This window comes from Roseateles sp., assembly GCF_039929605.1.
Taxonomy (GTDB): Bacteria; Pseudomonadota; Gammaproteobacteria; order Burkholderiales; family Burkholderiaceae_C; genus Pelomonas.
In genome coordinates, this window is sequence record NZ_JBDSQX010000002.1 from 17,492 (window position 1) to 35,411 (window position 17,920).

The window sequence follows — 17,920 nt, forward strand, 5'->3', positions numbered from 1 at the left end:
GCAGCGCGAAGGGTGCATCAATGAACGCCGCCGCAAGCTCGCTGGATCAGCTGCTGCTGGTGCTGCTCGTGCTGGGCACGGTGCTGGTGCTGCTGGTGTGGATGCGCGGCGCCTTCGTCGCTTGGCGGCAGCGCTTCACGGAGATGGCGCGCGTGTCGCTGGCCGACATGTTCGTCTTCATCGACCCGGCGGCGCTGTTCAGGCTCAACCTGGCAGCCTTTGTCGCGATGCCGCTGGTGACGTGGGTGCTGACGCAGTCGGGCTTCATCGCGCTGGTGGCGGCCGTGGCGGGCGCGGTGATGCCGCGGGTGACCTGGGGCGTGCTGCGCCGCCGGCGCATGGATCGCCTCATCGTGCAGCTGCCCGATGGCCTGACGATGATGGGCGGCGCGATGCGTGCCGGCGCGGGGCTGCAGACGGCGCTGGAGCTGGTGGTCAAGGAAAGCCCGGCACCGCTGTCGCAGGAGTTCTCAGTGCTGCTGCGCGAGCAGCGCCTGGGCTTGCCGCTGGAGGAGTCGCTGCGCGGCCTGGCCGAACGGCTGAAGACGGAGGACATCAACCTTTTCGTCTCGGCGCTGACGATCGCCAAGGAGGTCGGCGGCAACCTCTCCGAGATCCTCGAGCGGCTGGCCAGCACGCTGCGCTCCAAGGCCGTCATGGAGGGCAAGATCAAGGCGCTGACCTCGCAGGGCAAGCTGCAGGGCATCATCGTCGGCCTGCTGCCCATCTTCCTGGCCGGCGTGCTGTATGCGATGGACCCTGTCGCCATGCTGCCGATGTTCACCACCTACTACGGCTGGGGCACGATGGCCGCCATCGCCGTGCTGCTGCTGCTGGGCGGCGTGTTCATCCGCAAGATCGTGAGCATCGACGTATGAGCTTCCTCTTCGTGCTGTGCGCGGCGGGCTGTGTCAGCCTGCTGATCTACGCGGCCTGGCAGCTCTATGTGCAGCTCGGCAGCGCCGAGACCGTCTATCGCGACCGGCCGCCGCGCGGGTTCGAGGTGCTGTGGCCTGTCGTCAACATCCTGGGCAATAGCTTCGGCAACCTGATGAGCGCAGGCAAGCACGCCGCGCTGCTGGCGCGACTGAAGCGCGCGGGGCAGGAGTACTCGCTGACGCCGGAGCAGTTCATGGGCGGCAAGCTCGTCAGCGCCGTCGCTTTCGCCGTCGTGGGCCTGGTGCTGGCCAGCAGCTCGGCCAAGGGCGTCGGCGTGCTGCTGGGCGCATTGCTGGGCTTCGTCTACCCCGACATCTGGCTGCGCGACCACACGCTCAAGCGCAATTTGCTGATCCTGAAGTCACTGCCCTTTTTCCTGGACATCGTCACGCTGTCCGTCGAGGCCGGCCTGAACCTGACCGGCGCGCTGCAGAAGGCTGTGGACCGTTGTCCGCCCGGGCCGCTGCTGGTGGAGGTGAACCGTGTGCTGCGCGACATCCGCGGTGGCAAGCCGCGCGTGGAGGCGCTGCGGGCGATGGCCGACCGGTTGGACTACTCGCCGATGTCCAGCTTGGTGAGCGCGCTCGTGCAGGGCGAGCTGATGGGGTCCAGCCTGGGCCCGGTGCTGCGCGCGCAGAGCGACCAGCGCCGCACCGAGCGCTTCCTGCGCGCCGAAAAGCTGGCCATGGAGGCGCCGGTCAAGATGCTCGGGCCGCTGATCATGTTCATATTCCCCTGCACCTTCATCGTGCTGGGCTTCCCCATCGTCATGAAGTTCATGTCGTCGGGCCTGTGAACCTGGACCGGGACGGGCACCTCTTCGAGGTGGACGACGAGCACGCCTGGGTGCTCGACGACAACCACCGGTTGGTGATCGACGAAGTCAACGCCGGCTGACGTACGAAGGGCCCGCCACGCGAACGTGGCGGGCCCTTCTCGGGCGTTGCGGAGTCCGCAATGGACTCCGCTCGGTCCTCAGTCTGCGTAGATGCCGGCCGCCTTGATGACCGGCCCGATCTTGTTGATCTCGGCCTCGACGAACTTCTTATGCTCGGCCGGTGCCAGGCGAGCGTCGTTGACGATGACGGCGCCCAGGGCCTCCTCGCGCTTGTGGAAGTCGGCGTCCTTCAGCGCCGCGCGCAACGCGGTGTTGATCTTGTCGAGCACCGCTTTCGGCGTGCCCTTGGGCGCGTACAGGCCGTGCCACACCGCCAGGTTGAAGCCCTTGAGGCCCGACTCGTCGGCCGTTGGCAGCTTGGCCAGCGGGCCGCTGGGCAGTCGCTTGGCCGACATGACGGCAAAGGCCTTGACCTTGCCGGATTCGATCTGGCCGGTGGTGTTGGTGGTCTGGTCGCACATGATGTCGACCTGGCCGCCGAGCAGGTCGTTCATGGCCTGGGACGTGCCCTTGTAGGGCACCGTCGTCATGTCGATCTTGACGGCCTGCTGGAACAACAACCCGCATAAGTGCGACGCCGAGCCCACGCCCGCATTGGCGAGGTTGATCGTGCCCTTGTTGGCCTCCAGCCACTTGGTGAGTTCGGCGTAGTTGGTGGCTGGCAGCGTGGGGCGGCCGATCAGTGTCATCGGCACCTCGTTGACGAGGCCCAGGTATTCGAAGTCTTCCAGCGTCTTGTAGGGCAGCGTGCGGTACAGCGCCGGCGCGCTGGCGATACCGATGTGATGCAGCAGCAGCGTGTACCCATCGGGCGTGGCCTTGGCGACCTTGTTGGCGCCGAGCGTGCCACCGGCGCCGCCGACGTTCTCGATGATGACGGTGGTGCCCAGCGGCTTGCGCAGCGCCTCGGCGAGGTCACGGCCGACCTTGTCGGACGGGCCGCCCGCAGCGAAGGGCACGATGAGGGTGACGGGCTTGTCGGGGTATTCGGCAAGGGCGGGCAAAGCGGCCATCAGGCCGGCGGCGAGCAACAGGGTACGGCGCATCTGGAAAGTCTCCAACGGTTAGCGACGGTCCTCGATGAGTTTGCCGTCGTTGGGCAGGCTGCCGGGTGGTAGCAGGTCTATCAGGATACGCAGTTTGGTCACGTCTCGCGCGGTCTGCATCAGGCTTTCCACGAGTCCGGTGGGCGTGGGTTCGCACATTTCAACTTGCAGCACGACATGGTCCTGGGCCAGCTCGCCACTCACCACGAGGCGGGCGCGCCGCACCTCCGGGTGGCGCTTGACGATGTCGGCCACCTGGCCGGCGTGCACGAACATGCCGCGCACCTTGGCGGACTGGTCGGCCCGGCCCAGCCAGCCGCGCAGGCGCTGGTTGCTGCGGCCGGTCGGGCAGTTGCCGGGCAACACGGCCGACAGGTCGCCGGTGGCGAAGCGGATCAGTGGGTAGCCGGGGCTCAGCGTCGTCACGACGACCTCGCCGACCTCGCCTTCGGGCAGCGGCTCGCCCGAACCGGGGCGCACGATCTCGACGATGACGCCTTCATCGACAACCAGCCCGTCGCGCGCTGCGGTCTCGTAGGCGATGAGGCCCAGGTCGGCCGTGGCGTAACACTGGAAGGCCGCCACGCCGCGCTCCGCGAACCACGCCACCAGCGCCGGCGGACAGGCCTCGCCGCTGACCAGCGCGCGCTGCAGCCAGGGCAGCGGTTGGCCGGCGTCGGCGGCCTTCTCAAGCAGGATGCGCAGGAAGCTGGGGGTGCCGGCGTAGGCCTCGGGCTGCAGGTCGAGGACGGCCTGCAATTGCAGCTCGGTGTTGCCGATGCCGCCCGGGAAGCTGGCTGCGCCCAAAGCGCGCAGGCCGGCTTCCATCATGGCGCCAGCCGGTGTGAGGTGGTAGCTGAAGCTCACGTGCGCCAGCTGGCCAGCGCGGATACCGGCCGCGTGCAGCGCGCGCGCAACCCGCCAGGGGTCGGCGCCGTCGACATCGGGCTCGGGCTCGTACAGCGGGCCGGGCGACTGGAAGATGCGCCTGGGCATGCCGGCTGCAAAGCCGCCCAGGCGCAGGGCGCGCCGCGCGGCCTGGGCGGCGGCGAGGTTGCTCTTGCGCGTCAGCGGCAGCGTGGCCAGTGCCGCGCGCGAGGTGATGGCGGCCGCATCAACGCCTGCGAGCAACTCGGTGTAGGCCGGGCTGCTGGCCTGGGCGTGGGCGATCTGCGCTGGCAACGCAACCATCAACGCCGCCTCGCGCTCGGCCGGGTCGCGGGCCTCCAGTGCGTCGTAGAACGACGTGCTCACTCCTCGCCCTTCCAGCGCAGCAGCCGGCGCTTGATCTCGTCCTGCAGCTTGCGCGAATCGGGCGCCGACTTCAGCGTGAAGCTGTCCCACTCGGGCATGCTCGCCGGGCGTTTGGCGAGCTGGGCCTTGACCGTTGCGCCGTCCACGCTCAGCTTGAGCACGACGTTGCCGCCCAAGGTCCAGCCGTCGTTGCGTTCAGTCAACGCGTGCTGGTCGCGGATGAAGCGCTTCAGCGCCAGCAGCGTCGATTCCGCGTTGAACGGCGGGGGCGCGATGTCCCAGTTTTCATCACTCATGCGAGCCACCTCTTGCGACGTTTGTAGGACTTCACATCCTTGAAGCTGCGCCGCCCTTCCCCACCGACGCCGAGGTAGAACTCCTTGACGTCCTCGTTCTCGCGCAGGTCAGCGGCGGCGCCGTCCATGACGACACGCCCGTTCTCCAGGATGTAGCCGTAGTGGGCATAGCACAACGCCATGTTGGTGTTCTGCTCGGCGAGCAGGAACGTCGTGCCCTCGCGCTGGTTCAGGTCGCGCACGATCTCGAACACCTCCTCGACGATCTGCGGCGCCAGGCCCATCGACGGCTCGTCCAGCAACACCATCTTCGGGTTGGCCATCAGCGCCCGGCCGATGGCGCACATCTGCTGCTCGCCGCCGGAGGTGTAGGCCGCCTGGCTACTGCGGCGCGTTTTCAGGCGCGGGAAGTAGGTGTAGACCTTGTCCAGCGTCGCCGCGATTGCCCCACGGCCGTCCTTGCGCGTGTAGGCGCCGGTCATCAGGTTCTCTTCGATGGTGAGGTGGGCGAAGCAGTGCCGGCCTTCCATGACCTGCACGACGCCCCTGTTGACCATCGCTGCAGTTGACAGCTTCTCGATGCGTTCGCCGCGGAGTTCGATGCTGCCTTTGGTGACTTCGCCGCGCTCGCCTTCTAAAAGGTTGGAGACGGCGCGCAGCGTGGTCGTCTTGCCAGCGCCGTTGCCGCCGAGCAGGGCGACGATCTTGCCTTGCGGGACCTGGAGGGAGACGCCCTTGAGGACGAGGATGACGTGGTTGTAGATGACTTCGATGCCGTTGACGTTCAGGAAGGGGGTGGGGGTGGTCATGGCTGCGCGCCTCGCGTCGTGGATGCTTCTGCGGAGGAGCGGTGCCTGCTCGGTGCATTGCCGGGAGTCCCGCCCGGCGGCGGGGTAACTTTCTTCTGCGGGGCCAGAAGAAAGTCACCAAAGAAGAGGCCCTGAACCGCACACGACCGCGACGCCGCCATCAGCGGCGCGCGAAAACACGCGCTTGCGTTGCGGGACGACGCGACCCGCTGCGCTCTCGCTGCTGTCCCTGTGAAGAGCGCCGTCCATCGCACCTTCGCGCCCGTTAACGCCGGCTGCACGCCGGGCTCACCAGGAATGCAAATGCCGCGTCGCCCGAGCGACGCTGTCTTCGGTATTGCTCGTGAGCACGGCGTGCAGCCGCGCGTTAGGCGGGCCGCTGGTTCGATGAATGGTGCTGGTGACAAGGACAGCAGCGAGAGCGAAGCGGGTCGCGTCTGGGCGCGATCCAGTGCCAAGCCCGCCAAGCCGCTGGAGTGCGGATTCAGGGCCTCTTCTTTGGTGACTTTCTTCTGGCCCCGCAGAAGAAAGTTACCCGCCTGCCGGGGCGGACTCCCGGCAATGCACCGAGGAGCGCCAGTCCCAGTAAAACCACCAGATTCAACTGTCACCTCACAACCCCCATTAGCTCTGGCAATCCGCCGGCGTCCGTCGCGTCAACTTCTTTTCCGCCGCGTACTTGTCGGCGGCTGCCTTGACCATCGGCTTGATGATCTGGCCGTCCGCCTCGTACCAGTCGCTGCTGAAGTTCCACTTGGCGCCGTCCCAGGTGTGCACCCGCGCCCAGGTCGAGCCCTGGTGGTCATAGCAGCTCGTGCTGATCGGCCGGATCACGCCAGTCAGCCCCAGCGAAGCCAGCTTCTTGTCGTCCAACGCCAGGTTCTCCAGCCCCCAGCGCACCTGCTCGCCGCTCATGACCTTGCCCTTGCCGAAACGCTCCTGCGCTCGCCGCACCGCCTCCACGCCGAGCGCCTGGATGACCAGGCCGCGCGTGTAGAGCACCGAGCCGACCTCGTCCTTCGGCCCCGTGCCCTGGCCCTTGCCGTGCACGAGCTTCAGGATGTCCTGGATGACCTTGGGCGACTGGCCCGAGGTGTTGAGGTTCAGCGCGTTGTAGCCCTTGGCGCCCTCGCCCACGTCCTTCACGTCGGGCTCGGCACCCGACCACCAGACGCCATACATCTTGTCGCGCGGATAGCCCGTCGCCTGGGCCTCCTTCAGCGCGGTGGAGTTCATCACGCCCCAGCCCCACAGCAGCGTGTAATCGGGCCGGGCCTGGCGCACCTGCAGCCAAGCGCTCTTCTGCTCCACGCCGGGCGCGGTGACAGGGATCTTCACCAGCTCGAAGCCGTGCATCTTGGCGCGCTCTTCCAGCAGCGGGATGGGCTCCTTGCCGAAGGGGCTGTCGTGATAGATCAGCGCGATCTTCTTGCCCTTGAGCTTGTCCAGCCCGCCTTCCTTCTTGCCGAGGTGCTGGATGAGGATGTCGGCCGCCGTCCAGTAGCTGCCCATCAGCGGGAAGTTCCACGCGAACACGCCGCCGTCTGCCGATGCCGACAGGCCGTAGCCCAACGTGATCAGCGGGATCTTGTCGCCCGGCGCCTTGTCGGTCAGTGCGAACGTGATACCGGTGGACTGCGGGTCGAAGAGCGTGGCGCCGAACTGCCCCTTGCCCTTGAGCCGCTCGTAGCACTCCACGCCCTTGTCGGTGGCGTAGCCGGTCTCGCATTCCTCGAAGGTCAGCTTGACGCCGTTGACGCCACCATCACGCGCGTTGATGAGCTTGATGTAGTCCTGCTTGCCATTCGCCCAGGGCGTGCCGTTGGGTGAGTAGGCGCCGGTGCGATAGACCAGCAGCGGGAAGAACTGCTCCTTGGCTTGCGCCTCGGCGGAGGGCGTGGCAAGTTGCAGAGCGGCGAGGGCCGCGCAGGCGATGAAGGTCTTCATGGCGTTGTCTCCTGTCGTTGTGGGTATCAATGAGGGAAAGGCCAGAGCCTGAGCTTTTCTTTTGCCGTTGCCCAGAGCCGCGCAAGGCCGTGCGGTTCCTTGATGAGGAAGAAGACGATCAGCGCGCCGAAGATCATCAGCGCCAGGTGTGCGGCCGTGGCGGTGTCCATCGGCAACCCGGTCCAGTAGGGGATCTTGTCCAGTAGCAGCGGCAGCACGACGATGAAGGCCGCGCCGAAGAAGGCGCCCGAGATCGAGCCAAGCCCGCCGATGATGACCATGAACAGCAGGTCGAACGAGCGGTTGATGCCGAAGGCCGCCGGCTCCCACGAGCCCAGGTGCACGAAGCCCCACAGCGCCCCCGCCACGCCGATGATGAAGCTCGACACGGCAAACGCACTGAGCTTGGCCTGCATGGGGCGGATGCCAATGACGGCGGCCGCCACGTCCATGTCGCGCATGGCCATCCACGACCGGCCGATGTGGCCGCGCACGATGTTTTTGGTAGCCAGCGCGAACACGACGACGAAGGCCAGGCAGAGCAGATAGCGCGCCGCGGGCGACTCGACGCTGAGGCCAACGATGCTCAAGCCCGCGACGCTGACCGAGCCCGACGACGAGCCGTTGGTGACCCACGGCAGGCGCAGGCAGGCCCAGTCGACAAAGAACTGCGCCGCCAGCGTGGCGACGGCGAGGTAGAGCCCCTTGATGCGCAGCGACGGCAGGCCGAAGGCGACGCCAACGACTGTGGCGCCGAGGCCACCGGCCAGCAGCGACACGATCAGCGGCATGCCCTCGAATCGCGCCTGGCAGTTGTAGGCGACGTAGGCGCCCACGGCCATGAACGCGCCCGAGCCCAACGAGATCTGGCCGCAGTAGCCGACGAGGACGTTGAGGCCTAACGCCGCAAGCGAGAGGATCAGGAAGGGGATGAAGATGGCGCGCAGCAGGTACTCGCTGGAGACCATCGGCACGACGACGAAGGCAACAGCCAACAGCAGGGCAAAGGCGATGCGGTCCTGGCGGATCGGCAGGATCTGGCTGTCCGCCGGGTAGAAGGTTTTGAACTGGCCGTTTTCGCGGTAGAGCATGGCTCAGTGCCCTCCCATGTACTTCACGGGGTCGTTGCCGCTGTCCATCAGCTCGAAGCGCGCGAGCGGCACAACACGCGGTGGAATCGTGTGAGTGCGCGCGGGTGCGGGCTTGCAGTTTTCGTAACGCGACCACCTCAGGCTTCCAGTCAGGTAGTTCAACTGATATTCGGTCTCCGCAAAGGCGTCCTCACTGCATCGCTCGATGCGAAGCACGGCCGCATGGGCAACTACCCATTGGCCGCGGTGCAGCGATATCGTGTAGTCATATGACGAGGGTTCTGATGCACGCCCGCCGCCAACAAGGCGAACGCGGAATTGAGTGTCAGAAGGTGCATCTAGCTCGGCTGACTCAAACACGGTCCAGCGCCCGCCGCTCTGAATCATTGAGTGGGCTGCTGGCGCCATTGAACCGTCGGGGGAGGCACGCAAGATGAACGCGAAGGTGGATTCCTCGGAAGCATCTGGCCCCCGCGCGCGCACGAATCCAAACACGAACGCACCCGGAGCCGGCTTCAACCGGTGGGCCTCCTCGCAACTGAGCTTCGAGCGCGCCGGTGTCACCACACTGCAGCTCACGATGTCGGCGCCACCATCAAGGAGCGACTTGACATACGCAGGCACGCTCTCAAAACGGGTTCGCGCATCTGCCGACCCCGGCAGCAGACACAGCCATGCCAGAACTGCGCAGATGAGGGAACGCTCAAACGCGATCAATGATCTTCTCCCCGAACAGCCCCTGCGGCCTGACCAGCAGCACCACAAGCACCAGCACATAGCCGAACCAATACTCGATGCCGCCCCCGAGCATCGGCCCCAGGTAAGCCTCAGACAGCTTCTCGCCCACACCGATCAGCAGCCCGCCGACGATGGCGCCGGGCACGCTGGTGAGCCCACCCAGGATCACCACCGGCAGTGCCTTCAACGCGACCAGAGACAGCGAGAACTGCACGCCCAGCTTGCTGCCCCAGATCATGCCGGCGACCAGTGCGACGAAGCCGGCCACGCTCCAGACGATGACCCAGATGCGCGACAGCGGGATGCCGATGCTTTGCGCGGCCTGGTGGTCGTCGGCGACGGCGCGCAGGGCACGACCGGTCGCCGTCTTCTGGAAGAACAGCGACAACCCCGCGACCAGCGCCGCTGCGATCAGCGCCGCGTAGAGGTCTTCCTTGCTGACGAGAATGCCGCCCGGGAACGTCTGCTCGAACAGGAACATCGGGTCCTTGGGCAGGCCGATGTCGATCTTGTAGATGTCGTTGCCGAACAGGATCTGGCCCAGGCCTTCGAGCAGGTAGGCGATGCCCAGCGTGGCCATCAGCAGCGTGATGCCCTCCTGGTTGACGAGTTTTGAAAGCGCGAGCCGCTCGACCAGCCAAGCGACGACGACCATCACCGCCAACGCGCCGCCAAAGGCCAGCAGATTCACGACGATCTTGCCGTCCAGGCCCGTGTACTTCTGGATCCATTCCGCAAAGCGCGCCATCGCCAGCGCGGCGAACAGCACCATCGCGCCCTGGGCGAAGTTGAAGACGCCGCTGGCCTTGAAGATCAGCACGAAGCCGAGCGCGATGAGGGAATAGAGCATGCCCGCCATGAGGCCGCCGATGAGGGTTTCGAGGAAGGGGGCCATGGTCAGCACGCGACCTTGCAGAGAACACAGCCACAGAGGCACAGAGGCACAGAGGGACCTTCATCCCGCTGCCTCTGTGTCTCTGTGCCTCTGTGGCTTTGTTTGAATTTCATCTCAATGCCCTGCGCCGAGATACGCCCGGATCACGTCGTCATTGCTCCGCACATCGTCCGGCGCGCCGTCACCGATCTTCCTGCCGTAGTCCAGCACGACGACGCGATCCGAGATGTCCATCACGACGCCCATGTCGTGCTCGATCAGCACGATGGTCGTGCCGAACTCGTCGTTCACATCCAGGATGAAGCGGCACATGTCCTGTTTCTCCTCGACGTTCATGCCGGCCATGGGTTCGTCCAGTAGCAAGAGGCTGGGCTCCATCGCCAGCGCGCGGCCGAGGTCGACGCGCTTCTGCAGGCCGTAGGGCAGGCGGCCGACGGGCGTCTTGCGATAGGCCTGGATTTCGAGAAAGTCGATGACGCGCTCGACCGCCTCGCGCTGTTCGCTCTCCTCGCGTCGCGCCGGGCCGACGTGCAGCGCCTGCCAGAACAGGCCGCGCCGCATGCGCAGGTTGCGGCCCGTCATGATGTTGTCCAGCACGCTCATGCCCTTGAACAACGCGAGGTTCTGGAAGGTGCGCGCCACGCCCATCTCGGCAACCTGACGCGGGCTCATGTGCTTGAAGTTGCGGCCATGCAGGGTGATGGCGCCCTGCTGCGGCTGGTAGACGCCGTTGATGCAGTTCAGCATCGAACTTTTGCCCGCGCCGTTGGGGCCGATGATGGCGCGCACCTCGTGCTCGCGCACGTCGAAGCTGATGTCGGTCAGCGCCTTCACGCCGCCGAAGGCCAGCGAGATGTTCTTCACGTCGAGGACGATGTCGCCGATCTTCTTCATGCGGCCTGGCCCTTCACAGCCGGGAAGGTGCGCGCATCCATGATGCGCAGGTCGGCCGAGATCATCGACGTGCGGCCATCCTCGAACGTCACCTGCGTTTCGATGTACTGCGAGACCTTGCCGTCGTAGAGCGCATCGATCAGCACGCTGTACTTTTCCTGCACGGCGCCGCGCCTGACCTTGCGCGTGCGCGTCAGCTCGCCGTCGTCGGCGTCCAGCTCCTTGTGCAGCACCAGGAAGCGGCTGATCTGGCTGCCGGCCAGCAGTTCGTCCTGGGCCAGGTCGGCGTTGACCTTCTCCACACACTCCAGCATCAGCTGATAGACCTCGGCGCGCTGCGCCAGATCGGTATAGCCGGCGTAGGGCAGGTTGCGCCTCTCGGCCCAGTTGCCCACGGCCTCGAAGTCGATGTTGATGAAGGCGCAGACCTTCTCGCGGCCATCGCCGAAGCACACCGCCTCCTTGATGTGCGGGAAGAACTTCAGCTTGTTCTCGACGTACTTGGGCGCAAACATCGCGCCGTCGAAGAGCCCACCCATCAACCGGCCCACGTCCTTGGCGCGGTCGATGATCTTCAGGTGGCCGCCGGGCGTCAGGAAGCCGGCGTCGCCGGTGCGGTACCAGCCATCAGCGCCGAGCACTTCAAGGGTCGCGGCCTCGTTCTTGTAGTAGCCCTTGAGCAGGCCGGCCGAACGCACCAGCACCTCGCCGCTGTCGGTCAGCTTGATCTCCACGCCGTCAATCGGCACGCCCACCGTGTCGGCGCGGGCCTCGTGGTCGGGCTGCAGGCAGACGAACACGGCCGTCTCGGTGGAGCCGTAGAGCTGCTTGAGGTTGATGCCGATGGCACGGTAGAAGCTGAACAGGTCCGGCCCGATGGCCTCACCCGCCGTGTAGGCCACCCGCACACGCGAGAAGCCCAGCGTGTTGCGCAGCGGGCCGTAGATGAGCACGTCGCCTAACGCATAGGCCAGGCGGTCCAGCGCCCCGACCGGCTGGCGGTCCATCAGGCGCGGGCCGACGCGGCGGGCCAGCGTCATGCAGCGGTCGAACAGCCAGCGCTTGATCGCCGAGGCGTCCTCCATGCGGATCATCACCGTCGTCAGCAGGCCCTCGAAGACGCGCGGCGGCGCGAAGTAATAGGTCGGGCCGATCTCCTTCAGGTCGATGCTGACCGTGCTGGCGGACTCCGGGCAGTTGACGACATAGCCACAGGCCAGCCACTGCGCAAAGCTGAAGATGTTCTGGCCGATCCAGGCGGGCGGCAGGTAGGCCAGCACCTCTTCGCGCTCGGTCAGCTTGTCAAAGCGCTGGCCGGCCTGGGCGCGGTCGATCAGCGACGCGTGCGTGTGGATGACACCCTTGGGGTTGCCCGTCGTGCCCGAGGTGAAGAACAACGCCGCCACGTCGCCGGGCTGGCCGGCCGCGACCTTGGCGGCGAAGACCTCACCAGACCCAGCACGCCCCTGTTCGATCAGCGCATCCAGCGACGCCAGCACCGGCTCGACGTAATGGCGCAGGCCGCGCGGGTCGTCGAACCAGATGCGCGTGAGTTGCGGGCATTGCTCGCGCAGCTCAAGCAGCTTGTCGACCTGCTCCTGGTCTTCGACGACGGCAAAGGCGATCTCGGCGTTGTTGATCGGGAAGACGAACTCCCCCGCAGCCGCGTCCTGGTAGAGCGGCACCGGCACGGCGCCGAGGGCCTGCGCGGCCAGCATGCTGGCGTAAAGCCGCGGCCGGTTCTCGCCGATGACGACGAGATGCTCGCCACGCTTCAGGCCCGCAGCCGCCAGGCCCAGCGCCAATTCCTGCACCAGGGTCGCAAGCTGCACCCAGCTCAGCGTCTGCCAGACGCCGAACGCCTTCTCGCGCAGCGCCGGTGCGTCCGGCCGGCGGGCTGCATGGTCAAGCAAGAGCTTGGGAAAAGTCGTCAAGCCTGTCTCCGTTGCGCGGGTTCATGGCTTGGCCCGCGTCTGTGTGGCCCATTCTGAGCAGGACTTTGACGCCGATCTGTCCGTACGACGACAATTTGCGGGTCTTCACGGCCCAGACTTTCCCGCATGGCCGACACATCCCTGCGCCAACGCGCCCGCCGCGCCACGCCGACCGAACTGGAAGCCATCCCCTGGCTGAAGCTGCTCGATGGCGGTCAGCGCGAACTGGCCGTCACGACGCTGGAAGTGGCTGAGGCGGAACCGGGCGAACGCCTGTGCCGCATCGGCCGGCCGGCCACGTTCTGGTTCGGCGTCGTCGACGGCCTTTTGAAGATGAACAACGACGACTCGTTGGGTGCGGCCGTCACCTTCACCGGCATCCCGCCCGGCGGCTGGTTCGGCGAGGGCACGCTGCTCAAGCGCGAGGTCTACCGCTACAACATCCAGGCGCTGCGCCCGAGCGTCGTGGCCGGGCTGCCGCTGGAGAGTTTTCACGCGCTGCTGGACGGCAGCATCGCCTTCAACCGCTTCGTGCTGAACCAGCTGAACGAGCGGTTAGGGCAGTTCATCGGCGCGCGCGAGACGGACCGCATCCATGACCCGGACGTTCGCGTCGCCCGCAACCTCGCCGCGCTCTTCCACCCGACGCTCTACCCCGGCGTGGGCACCTGGCTGCGCATCACGCAGCAGGAGCTGGGCTATCTGGTGGGACTGTCGCGCCAGCGCGTGAACCTGGCGCTGCACCGGCTGGGTGCTGCGGAACTGATCCGCATCGAGTACGGCGGCCTGCGGGTGCTCGACCTCGCCGGCCTGCGGCGCTTTCCCGCTTGATCAGGCTGCGAACGCAATGGCTTCGGGCTCGGCGCGCGGCAGGCCGGCCCAGCGGTCGGCATCCAGCTCATAGAGCAGGGCCGCAGCACTGCCAGGGCCGTCGGCCAGCGTGCCCTTCAGGCGCAGGCCCAGGCATTCCAGCGTCTTGCGCGTGGGCGCGTTGTTGGGCAGCACGGCGGCGACGACGGTGCCTTCACGGCGCTGCTCGAAGGCCTGCTCAAAGGCGTACAGCGCCATCTCCGACGCCAGCCCGCGGCCCCAGGCCTGCGGCGTGATGCGGTAGTAAAGGTAGAGCCCGGCGTGGCCGGCCACGCTGCGGTGCATCAGGCCGCCAAAGCCGATCAGCGCCTCGGGCCTGTCGCGCTCGGCGATGGCCCAGTGGCCGAAGCCCCGCTTCTGCCAGTGCGCGATCCAGTGCTGCAGCTGCGCCTCGATGACAGCGGGGCCTTTGGGCGTTGCAGCGGCGCAGAAACGGTTGACGGCGGGGTCGGCGTACAGCGCGATCAGCGTTTGCAGATCGCTGTCCCGAGGCGGTCGCAACACCAGGCGGCTGGTGAGCATGGCCGCAGGCACGGCGGGAACAGGCACGCAGAACTCATTCGGGACCATGGGCGACGCTAGCTCGGTGAAAACCCTAGCAGGGTATCCGTGTGCCGCCAGCAGAGGAAGCCGCAGAGGCGGGAGTTGTCGCATTGCTGTCACAAATCGTGACGTGCGCCAGCCAGGGCGCCGTCACGATCGAACACAAAATAGGGCTAGTGGATTCCAAGTGGATGGTTCATCATGCCGCCATGCCTGCCACCCCCCTGCTCTCGCCCAAAGCGGCCAAGCCCGTCGATGAAAAGCTGACGATCAATATCGGCTGCGTCGACCTCGGTCAGATCGACCTGCTGGTGCAGGAAGGCTTCTATGCCAACCGCAGCGACTTGATCCGCACGGCCATCCGCAACCAGATCGCCACCCACGCGGAGGTGGTGCGCCAGGTCGTCACGCGCAAAAGCATCGTGCTGGGCATCCAGCAGTTCAGCGTGGCCGACCTCACCCAGGCTCTGGCGGCCGGCGAGAAGCTGCAGATCCGCGTGCTGGGCCTGGCCGTCATCGCGCCCGACGTCACGCCCGAGCTGGCGCTGGCCACCATCGAGTCGCTGACGGTGCTGGGAGCGCTGCATGCCAGCCCTGCCGTGAAGTCGGCCCTGGTCGGGCGGCTGCTGTAAACCCTTTATGAAAGTGCCCATGAACCCCCAGTTCTCTCAGCTGATGAAAACCGCCACCGCGCTGACGCGTTCCGGTGACCTGAAGGCCGCGATGGCAGCCATTGCCGGCGCCCTGAAGGGCGACGCGGCGGCAGCGACGCCTGCTACCGATGACAGCGTCATCGATGTACAGGCCCGCGTCATTCAGAACGACGTGCCCACCGGGCCGACATCGCCAACTGCGGTCAATGCGACCGAGCAATTCGTCACCGGCCACTTCAACCACCGCGCCGGTGCGCGCGACTACCGCCTGTTCATCCCGGCCACCCAGGCCGACAAGCCCCGCGCGCTCGTCCTCATGCTGCACGGCTGCACGCAGAACCCCGACGACTTCGCCAGGGGCACGCGCATGAACGCGCTCGGTGCCGAGTACAACGCGCTGGTGCTCTACCCCGCGCAGACGCGGCATGCCAATGCGCAGGGCTGCTGGAACTGGTTCAAGCACAGCCACCAGGGCCGGGACCGCGGTGAGCCGGCGCTGCTGGCCGCGATGACACGCCACATCGCCGAGACCCACGGCGTCGACCCCGCGCATGTCTACGTTGCCGGCCTGTCTGCGGGCGGCGCAATGGCCGCGATCCTGGCGGCGACGCACCCGGACGTCTTCGCCGCAGCCGGCGTGCATTCGGGCCTGCCCGCCGGCGCGGCCCGCGATCTGCCCGGCGCGCTGGCGGCGATGCAGGGCCAGGGCGGCAACGCCTCCGCGGGTGCTCCGACATCGAGCGTGCGCCTGATCGTCTTCCACGGCGATGCCGACACCACGGTTCACCCGGGCAATGCCGAGCGAGTTGCGGCGGCGCACGGCGGTGCGGCGATCCGCGTCGACGAGCAGGTGGGCCAGTACGGCACACGCGCGTGCACACGGCGGCTGCACATGGACGCGCAAGGCCGCGTCGTGACGGAGCAATGGCTGGTGCACGGCGCCGGTCACGCCTGGTCGGGCGGCAGCCCGGCGGGCTCGTATGCGGACGCCCGCGGGCCCGACGCCAGCGCAGAAATGATGCGATTCTTCTTTGAACGCTGAGCAGGGCGCGCAACTGCACCGTGCGATTCAATCCGGCCCCGTCATTGATTCAAGGGACACGTCGTTGCCCCTGCCCTGCAAAACCGGGTGCGAAGCGCCCATTTCGCGCGCCAGCCGGCACGCAGCGCCACGACGCCTAAACTGAGCCCTTACACCCCCTACCCCCTGCGACCCATGGACAGTCGAGAGAGCAGCCGGTTTTCGGCACCTCTTGCACATCGTGTTGCAGAGGACGCCGACTCCCGCCAGATTGCCGCCGCGATCAACGCGCTGTGGACGGACATCGAAGCCGCCCTGCAGCCCATCGTCGGTCGTCGCGGCGTAGCGGCCCTGTTCAATCGCACGCTGCATCTGGCGGCGGCCCGCCACGCCTGGCTCGCGCCGCTCAAGTCAGGCAGCGGTGACGCGGTCGATCTGGGTCAGCTGCCGGCGCTTTTCGCCGCGCAAGGGCCGTCGCAGGCCCGCGAGGCGGGCAACGCCTTGTTCGAGATTTTTCGCGAGCTGCTCGCCACCTTGATCGGCACCCCGCTGAGCGAGCGACTGCTCCAGCCCGCCTGGTCGAATTCTTCAAGCGCTGCCCCTGCGCAGGACCCCACGCCATGACTTCCAAAGTAACCATCAACAGCCTGTCGACCGGCGTGCCCGGCCTGGACGACTTGCTGGGCGGAGGGTTGCCGGAGTTCTCGTTCAACCTGATCGCCGGCCAGCCCGGCTGCGGAAAGACGACGCTGGCGCACCAGATCATGTTCTCGCTGGCCACCGAGCAGCGGCCGGCGCTGTACTTCACCGTGCTGGGCGAGCCGCCGCTGAAGATGCTGCGCTACCAGCAGCAGTTCGCCTTCTTCGACCATGCCGCCATCAACCGCAGCGTGCGCTTCGTCAACCTCTGCGACGAAGCGATGGCGGGCGATCTGGACAAGGTGCTGGCGCGCATCACGGAAGAAGTGGCCACCCACGAGCCGGCGTTGGTGTTCGTTGATTCCTTCCGCTCCGTCGTGCTGGCCGCTCACGGCGACGGCAATCAGCAGCACAACCAGCTGCAGCGCTTCATGCAGCAGCTCGGCATGCTGATGACGAGCTGGCAGGCCACCACCTTCCTGATCGGCGAGTACTTCACCGACAGCGACGCCAACCCGGTGTTCACGGTGGCAGACGGCCTGATCTGGCTGCGCCAGAACGTGCAGCGCAACGCCATGGTGCGCAAGATGGAGATCATGAAGATGCGCGGCCAGCCCTCGCTGCCCGGCCTGCACGCCTTCCGCATCACTGAAAACGGCCTGCAGATCTTCGTGCCACCGCACGGTGCAGCGGATGCCGCCAGCCCCAAGGCGATGGAAGACCGTGCCTCGATGGGCGTGCCCGGGCTCGACGAGATGATGAACGGCGGGCTGCCACGCGGCTATTCGCTGCTGCTGGCCGGGCCGTCCGGTTCGGGCAAGAGCATCCTGGCCGCAGCCTTCCTGAATGCCGGGGCTCGAAACGGCGAGACGGGCGTCATCGCGGCCTTCGAGCGGCGCCCCAGCCGGGCGCAAAACCAGGAGCTGGCGCAGCACATCAAGCAGGGCCGCATCGGCCTGGTGGAGAGCCACGCGACCGACATCTCCATCGAGGAGGTCGTCCACCTGCTGGTCAGGGAAATTCACCGCTTGAAGGCCACCCGCGTCGTCATCGACTCGCTGTCCGGCTTCGAGCTGTCCCTGGGGCCGTCGTTCAAGGAGGACTTCCGCGAATCGCTGCTGCGGCTGGTGGCCTCGCTGACCAGCCTCGGCGTGACGGTGCTGATGACCTCGGAGCTGGAGGACCGCTACACCGACCTGCGCTTCAGCCCCTACGGCACGGCCTTCATGACCGACGCGATCATCGTGCAGCGCTACATCGAGGTGGAGAGCCGGCTGCGGCGCGTGATGGCGGTGGTGAAGGTGCGGGACAGCGCCCACTCGGACGAACTGCGCGAGTACAGCATCGACGCCAGCGGCATCCGCCTCGGCACGATGCTTTCCGATCAGGAAGGCTTGCTGGGCGGTCGCCCGGCCACCCGACGCCGCGCCGTTACCGCCTCCGAAGCCTGACG

At 66.8% G+C, this 17,920-nt stretch carries 18 protein-coding genes; 7 read left to right on the plus strand and 11 right to left on the minus strand.

All coding sequences use genetic code 11. The annotated features are described in order from the left end of the window. Positions 1-20: 20 nt before the first annotated feature. A complete protein-coding gene (locus tag ABIS05_RS00225; RefSeq protein WP_348012263.1) occupies positions 21-878 on the plus strand; it encodes a type II secretion system F family protein in 858 nt (285 codons plus the stop codon). Then, positions 875-1,735 carry a type II secretion system F family protein gene (locus tag ABIS05_RS00230; RefSeq protein ID WP_348012264.1) on the plus strand — a complete coding sequence of 287 codons (861 nt, stop codon included), beginning with the start codon at positions 875-877 and terminating at the stop codon, positions 1,733-1,735. The genes ABIS05_RS00225 and ABIS05_RS00230 overlap by 4 nt, the downstream gene beginning before the upstream one ends. A 179-nt stretch (positions 1,736-1,914) precedes the next feature. Here the strand turns inward: ABIS05_RS00230 and ABIS05_RS00235 are convergent, their stop codons facing one another. The 10 genes from ABIS05_RS00235 to ABIS05_RS00280 all read right to left on the minus strand — a co-directional run bounded on the left by ABIS05_RS00235 (position 1,915) and on the right by ABIS05_RS00280 (position 12,741). Next, on the minus strand, positions 1,915-2,883 hold the full coding sequence (locus tag ABIS05_RS00235; RefSeq protein ID WP_348012265.1) for a tripartite tricarboxylate transporter substrate-binding protein: 969 nt from the start codon (positions 2,881-2,883) through the stop codon (positions 1,915-1,917). Between the two features lie 18 nt (positions 2,884-2,901). After that, on the minus strand, positions 2,902-4,137 hold the full coding sequence (locus tag ABIS05_RS00240) for an AMP-binding protein (protein ID WP_348012266.1): 1,236 nt from the start codon (positions 4,135-4,137) through the stop codon (positions 2,902-2,904). Next, positions 4,134-4,433, minus strand: coding sequence for a hypothetical protein (locus ABIS05_RS00245; RefSeq protein ID WP_348012267.1), 300 nt, complete (start codon positions 4,431-4,433; stop codon positions 4,134-4,136). Before ABIS05_RS00245 ends, ABIS05_RS00240 begins: the two co-directional genes overlap by 4 nt. Then, the gene (locus ABIS05_RS00250; protein WP_348012268.1) at positions 4,430-5,242 is read right to left on the minus strand and encodes an ABC transporter ATP-binding protein; all 813 of its coding nucleotides are present in this window, start codon (positions 5,240-5,242) and stop codon (positions 4,430-4,432) included. Before ABIS05_RS00250 ends, ABIS05_RS00245 begins: the two co-directional genes overlap by 4 nt. 624 nt (positions 5,243-5,866) lie before the next feature. Next, on the minus strand, positions 5,867-7,189 hold the full coding sequence (locus ABIS05_RS00255; protein ID WP_348012269.1) for an ABC transporter substrate-binding protein: 1,323 nt from the start codon (positions 7,187-7,189) through the stop codon (positions 5,867-5,869). Positions 7,190-7,215: 26 nt separating this feature from the next. After that, positions 7,216-8,280 carry a branched-chain amino acid ABC transporter permease gene (locus ABIS05_RS00260; RefSeq protein WP_348012270.1) on the minus strand — a complete coding sequence of 355 codons (1,065 nt, stop codon included), beginning with the start codon at positions 8,278-8,280 and terminating at the stop codon, positions 7,216-7,218. A gap of 3 nt (positions 8,281-8,283) precedes the next feature. Then, a complete protein-coding gene (locus tag ABIS05_RS00265; RefSeq protein WP_348012271.1) occupies positions 8,284-8,997 on the minus strand; it encodes a hypothetical protein in 714 nt (237 codons plus the stop codon). Next, complete coding sequence (locus tag ABIS05_RS00270; RefSeq protein ID WP_348012272.1) at positions 8,984-9,913, minus strand: branched-chain amino acid ABC transporter permease; 930 nt, start codon at positions 9,911-9,913, stop codon at positions 8,984-8,986. Before ABIS05_RS00270 ends, ABIS05_RS00265 begins: the two co-directional genes overlap by 14 nt. 114 nt (positions 9,914-10,027) lie before the next feature. Continuing rightward, positions 10,028-10,807, minus strand: coding sequence for an ABC transporter ATP-binding protein (locus ABIS05_RS00275; RefSeq protein WP_348012273.1), 780 nt, complete (start codon positions 10,805-10,807; stop codon positions 10,028-10,030). Continuing rightward, the gene (locus ABIS05_RS00280) at positions 10,804-12,741 is read right to left on the minus strand and encodes an AMP-binding protein (RefSeq protein WP_348012274.1); all 1,938 of its coding nucleotides are present in this window, start codon (positions 12,739-12,741) and stop codon (positions 10,804-10,806) included. Before ABIS05_RS00280 ends, ABIS05_RS00275 begins: the two co-directional genes overlap by 4 nt. Positions 12,742-12,867: 126 nt before the next feature. Between ABIS05_RS00280 and ABIS05_RS00285 the strand changes: the two genes are divergently transcribed. After that, positions 12,868-13,572 (plus strand): Crp/Fnr family transcriptional regulator, encoded by a 705-nt coding sequence (locus ABIS05_RS00285; protein WP_348012275.1) that lies wholly within the window; start codon positions 12,868-12,870, stop codon positions 13,570-13,572. On the opposite strand, the gene ABIS05_RS00290 is transcribed toward ABIS05_RS00285, so the two are convergent. Further along, positions 13,573-14,160 (minus strand): GNAT family N-acetyltransferase, encoded by a 588-nt coding sequence (locus ABIS05_RS00290; protein ID WP_348012276.1) that lies wholly within the window; start codon positions 14,158-14,160, stop codon positions 13,573-13,575. 203 nt (positions 14,161-14,363) lie between these two features. Between ABIS05_RS00290 and ABIS05_RS00295 the strand changes: the two genes are divergently transcribed. From ABIS05_RS00295 to ABIS05_RS00310, 4 genes are all read left to right on the plus strand, one after another. Next, a complete protein-coding gene (locus ABIS05_RS00295; RefSeq protein ID WP_348012277.1) occupies positions 14,364-14,786 on the plus strand; it encodes a CopG family transcriptional regulator in 423 nt (140 codons plus the stop codon). Between the two features lie 19 nt (positions 14,787-14,805). Next, positions 14,806-15,849, plus strand: a complete 1,044-nt coding sequence (locus ABIS05_RS00300) for a PHB depolymerase family esterase (protein WP_348012278.1) — start codon at positions 14,806-14,808, stop codon at positions 15,847-15,849. Between the two features lie 174 nt (positions 15,850-16,023). Beyond that, complete coding sequence (locus ABIS05_RS00305) at positions 16,024-16,452, plus strand: hypothetical protein (protein ID WP_348012279.1); 429 nt, start codon at positions 16,024-16,026, stop codon at positions 16,450-16,452. Then, on the plus strand, positions 16,449-17,918 hold the full coding sequence (locus ABIS05_RS00310; RefSeq protein ID WP_348012280.1) for an ATPase domain-containing protein: 1,470 nt from the start codon (positions 16,449-16,451) through the stop codon (positions 17,916-17,918). Before ABIS05_RS00305 ends, ABIS05_RS00310 begins: the two co-directional genes overlap by 4 nt. The last annotated feature ends 2 nt before the right edge of the window (positions 17,919-17,920 follow it).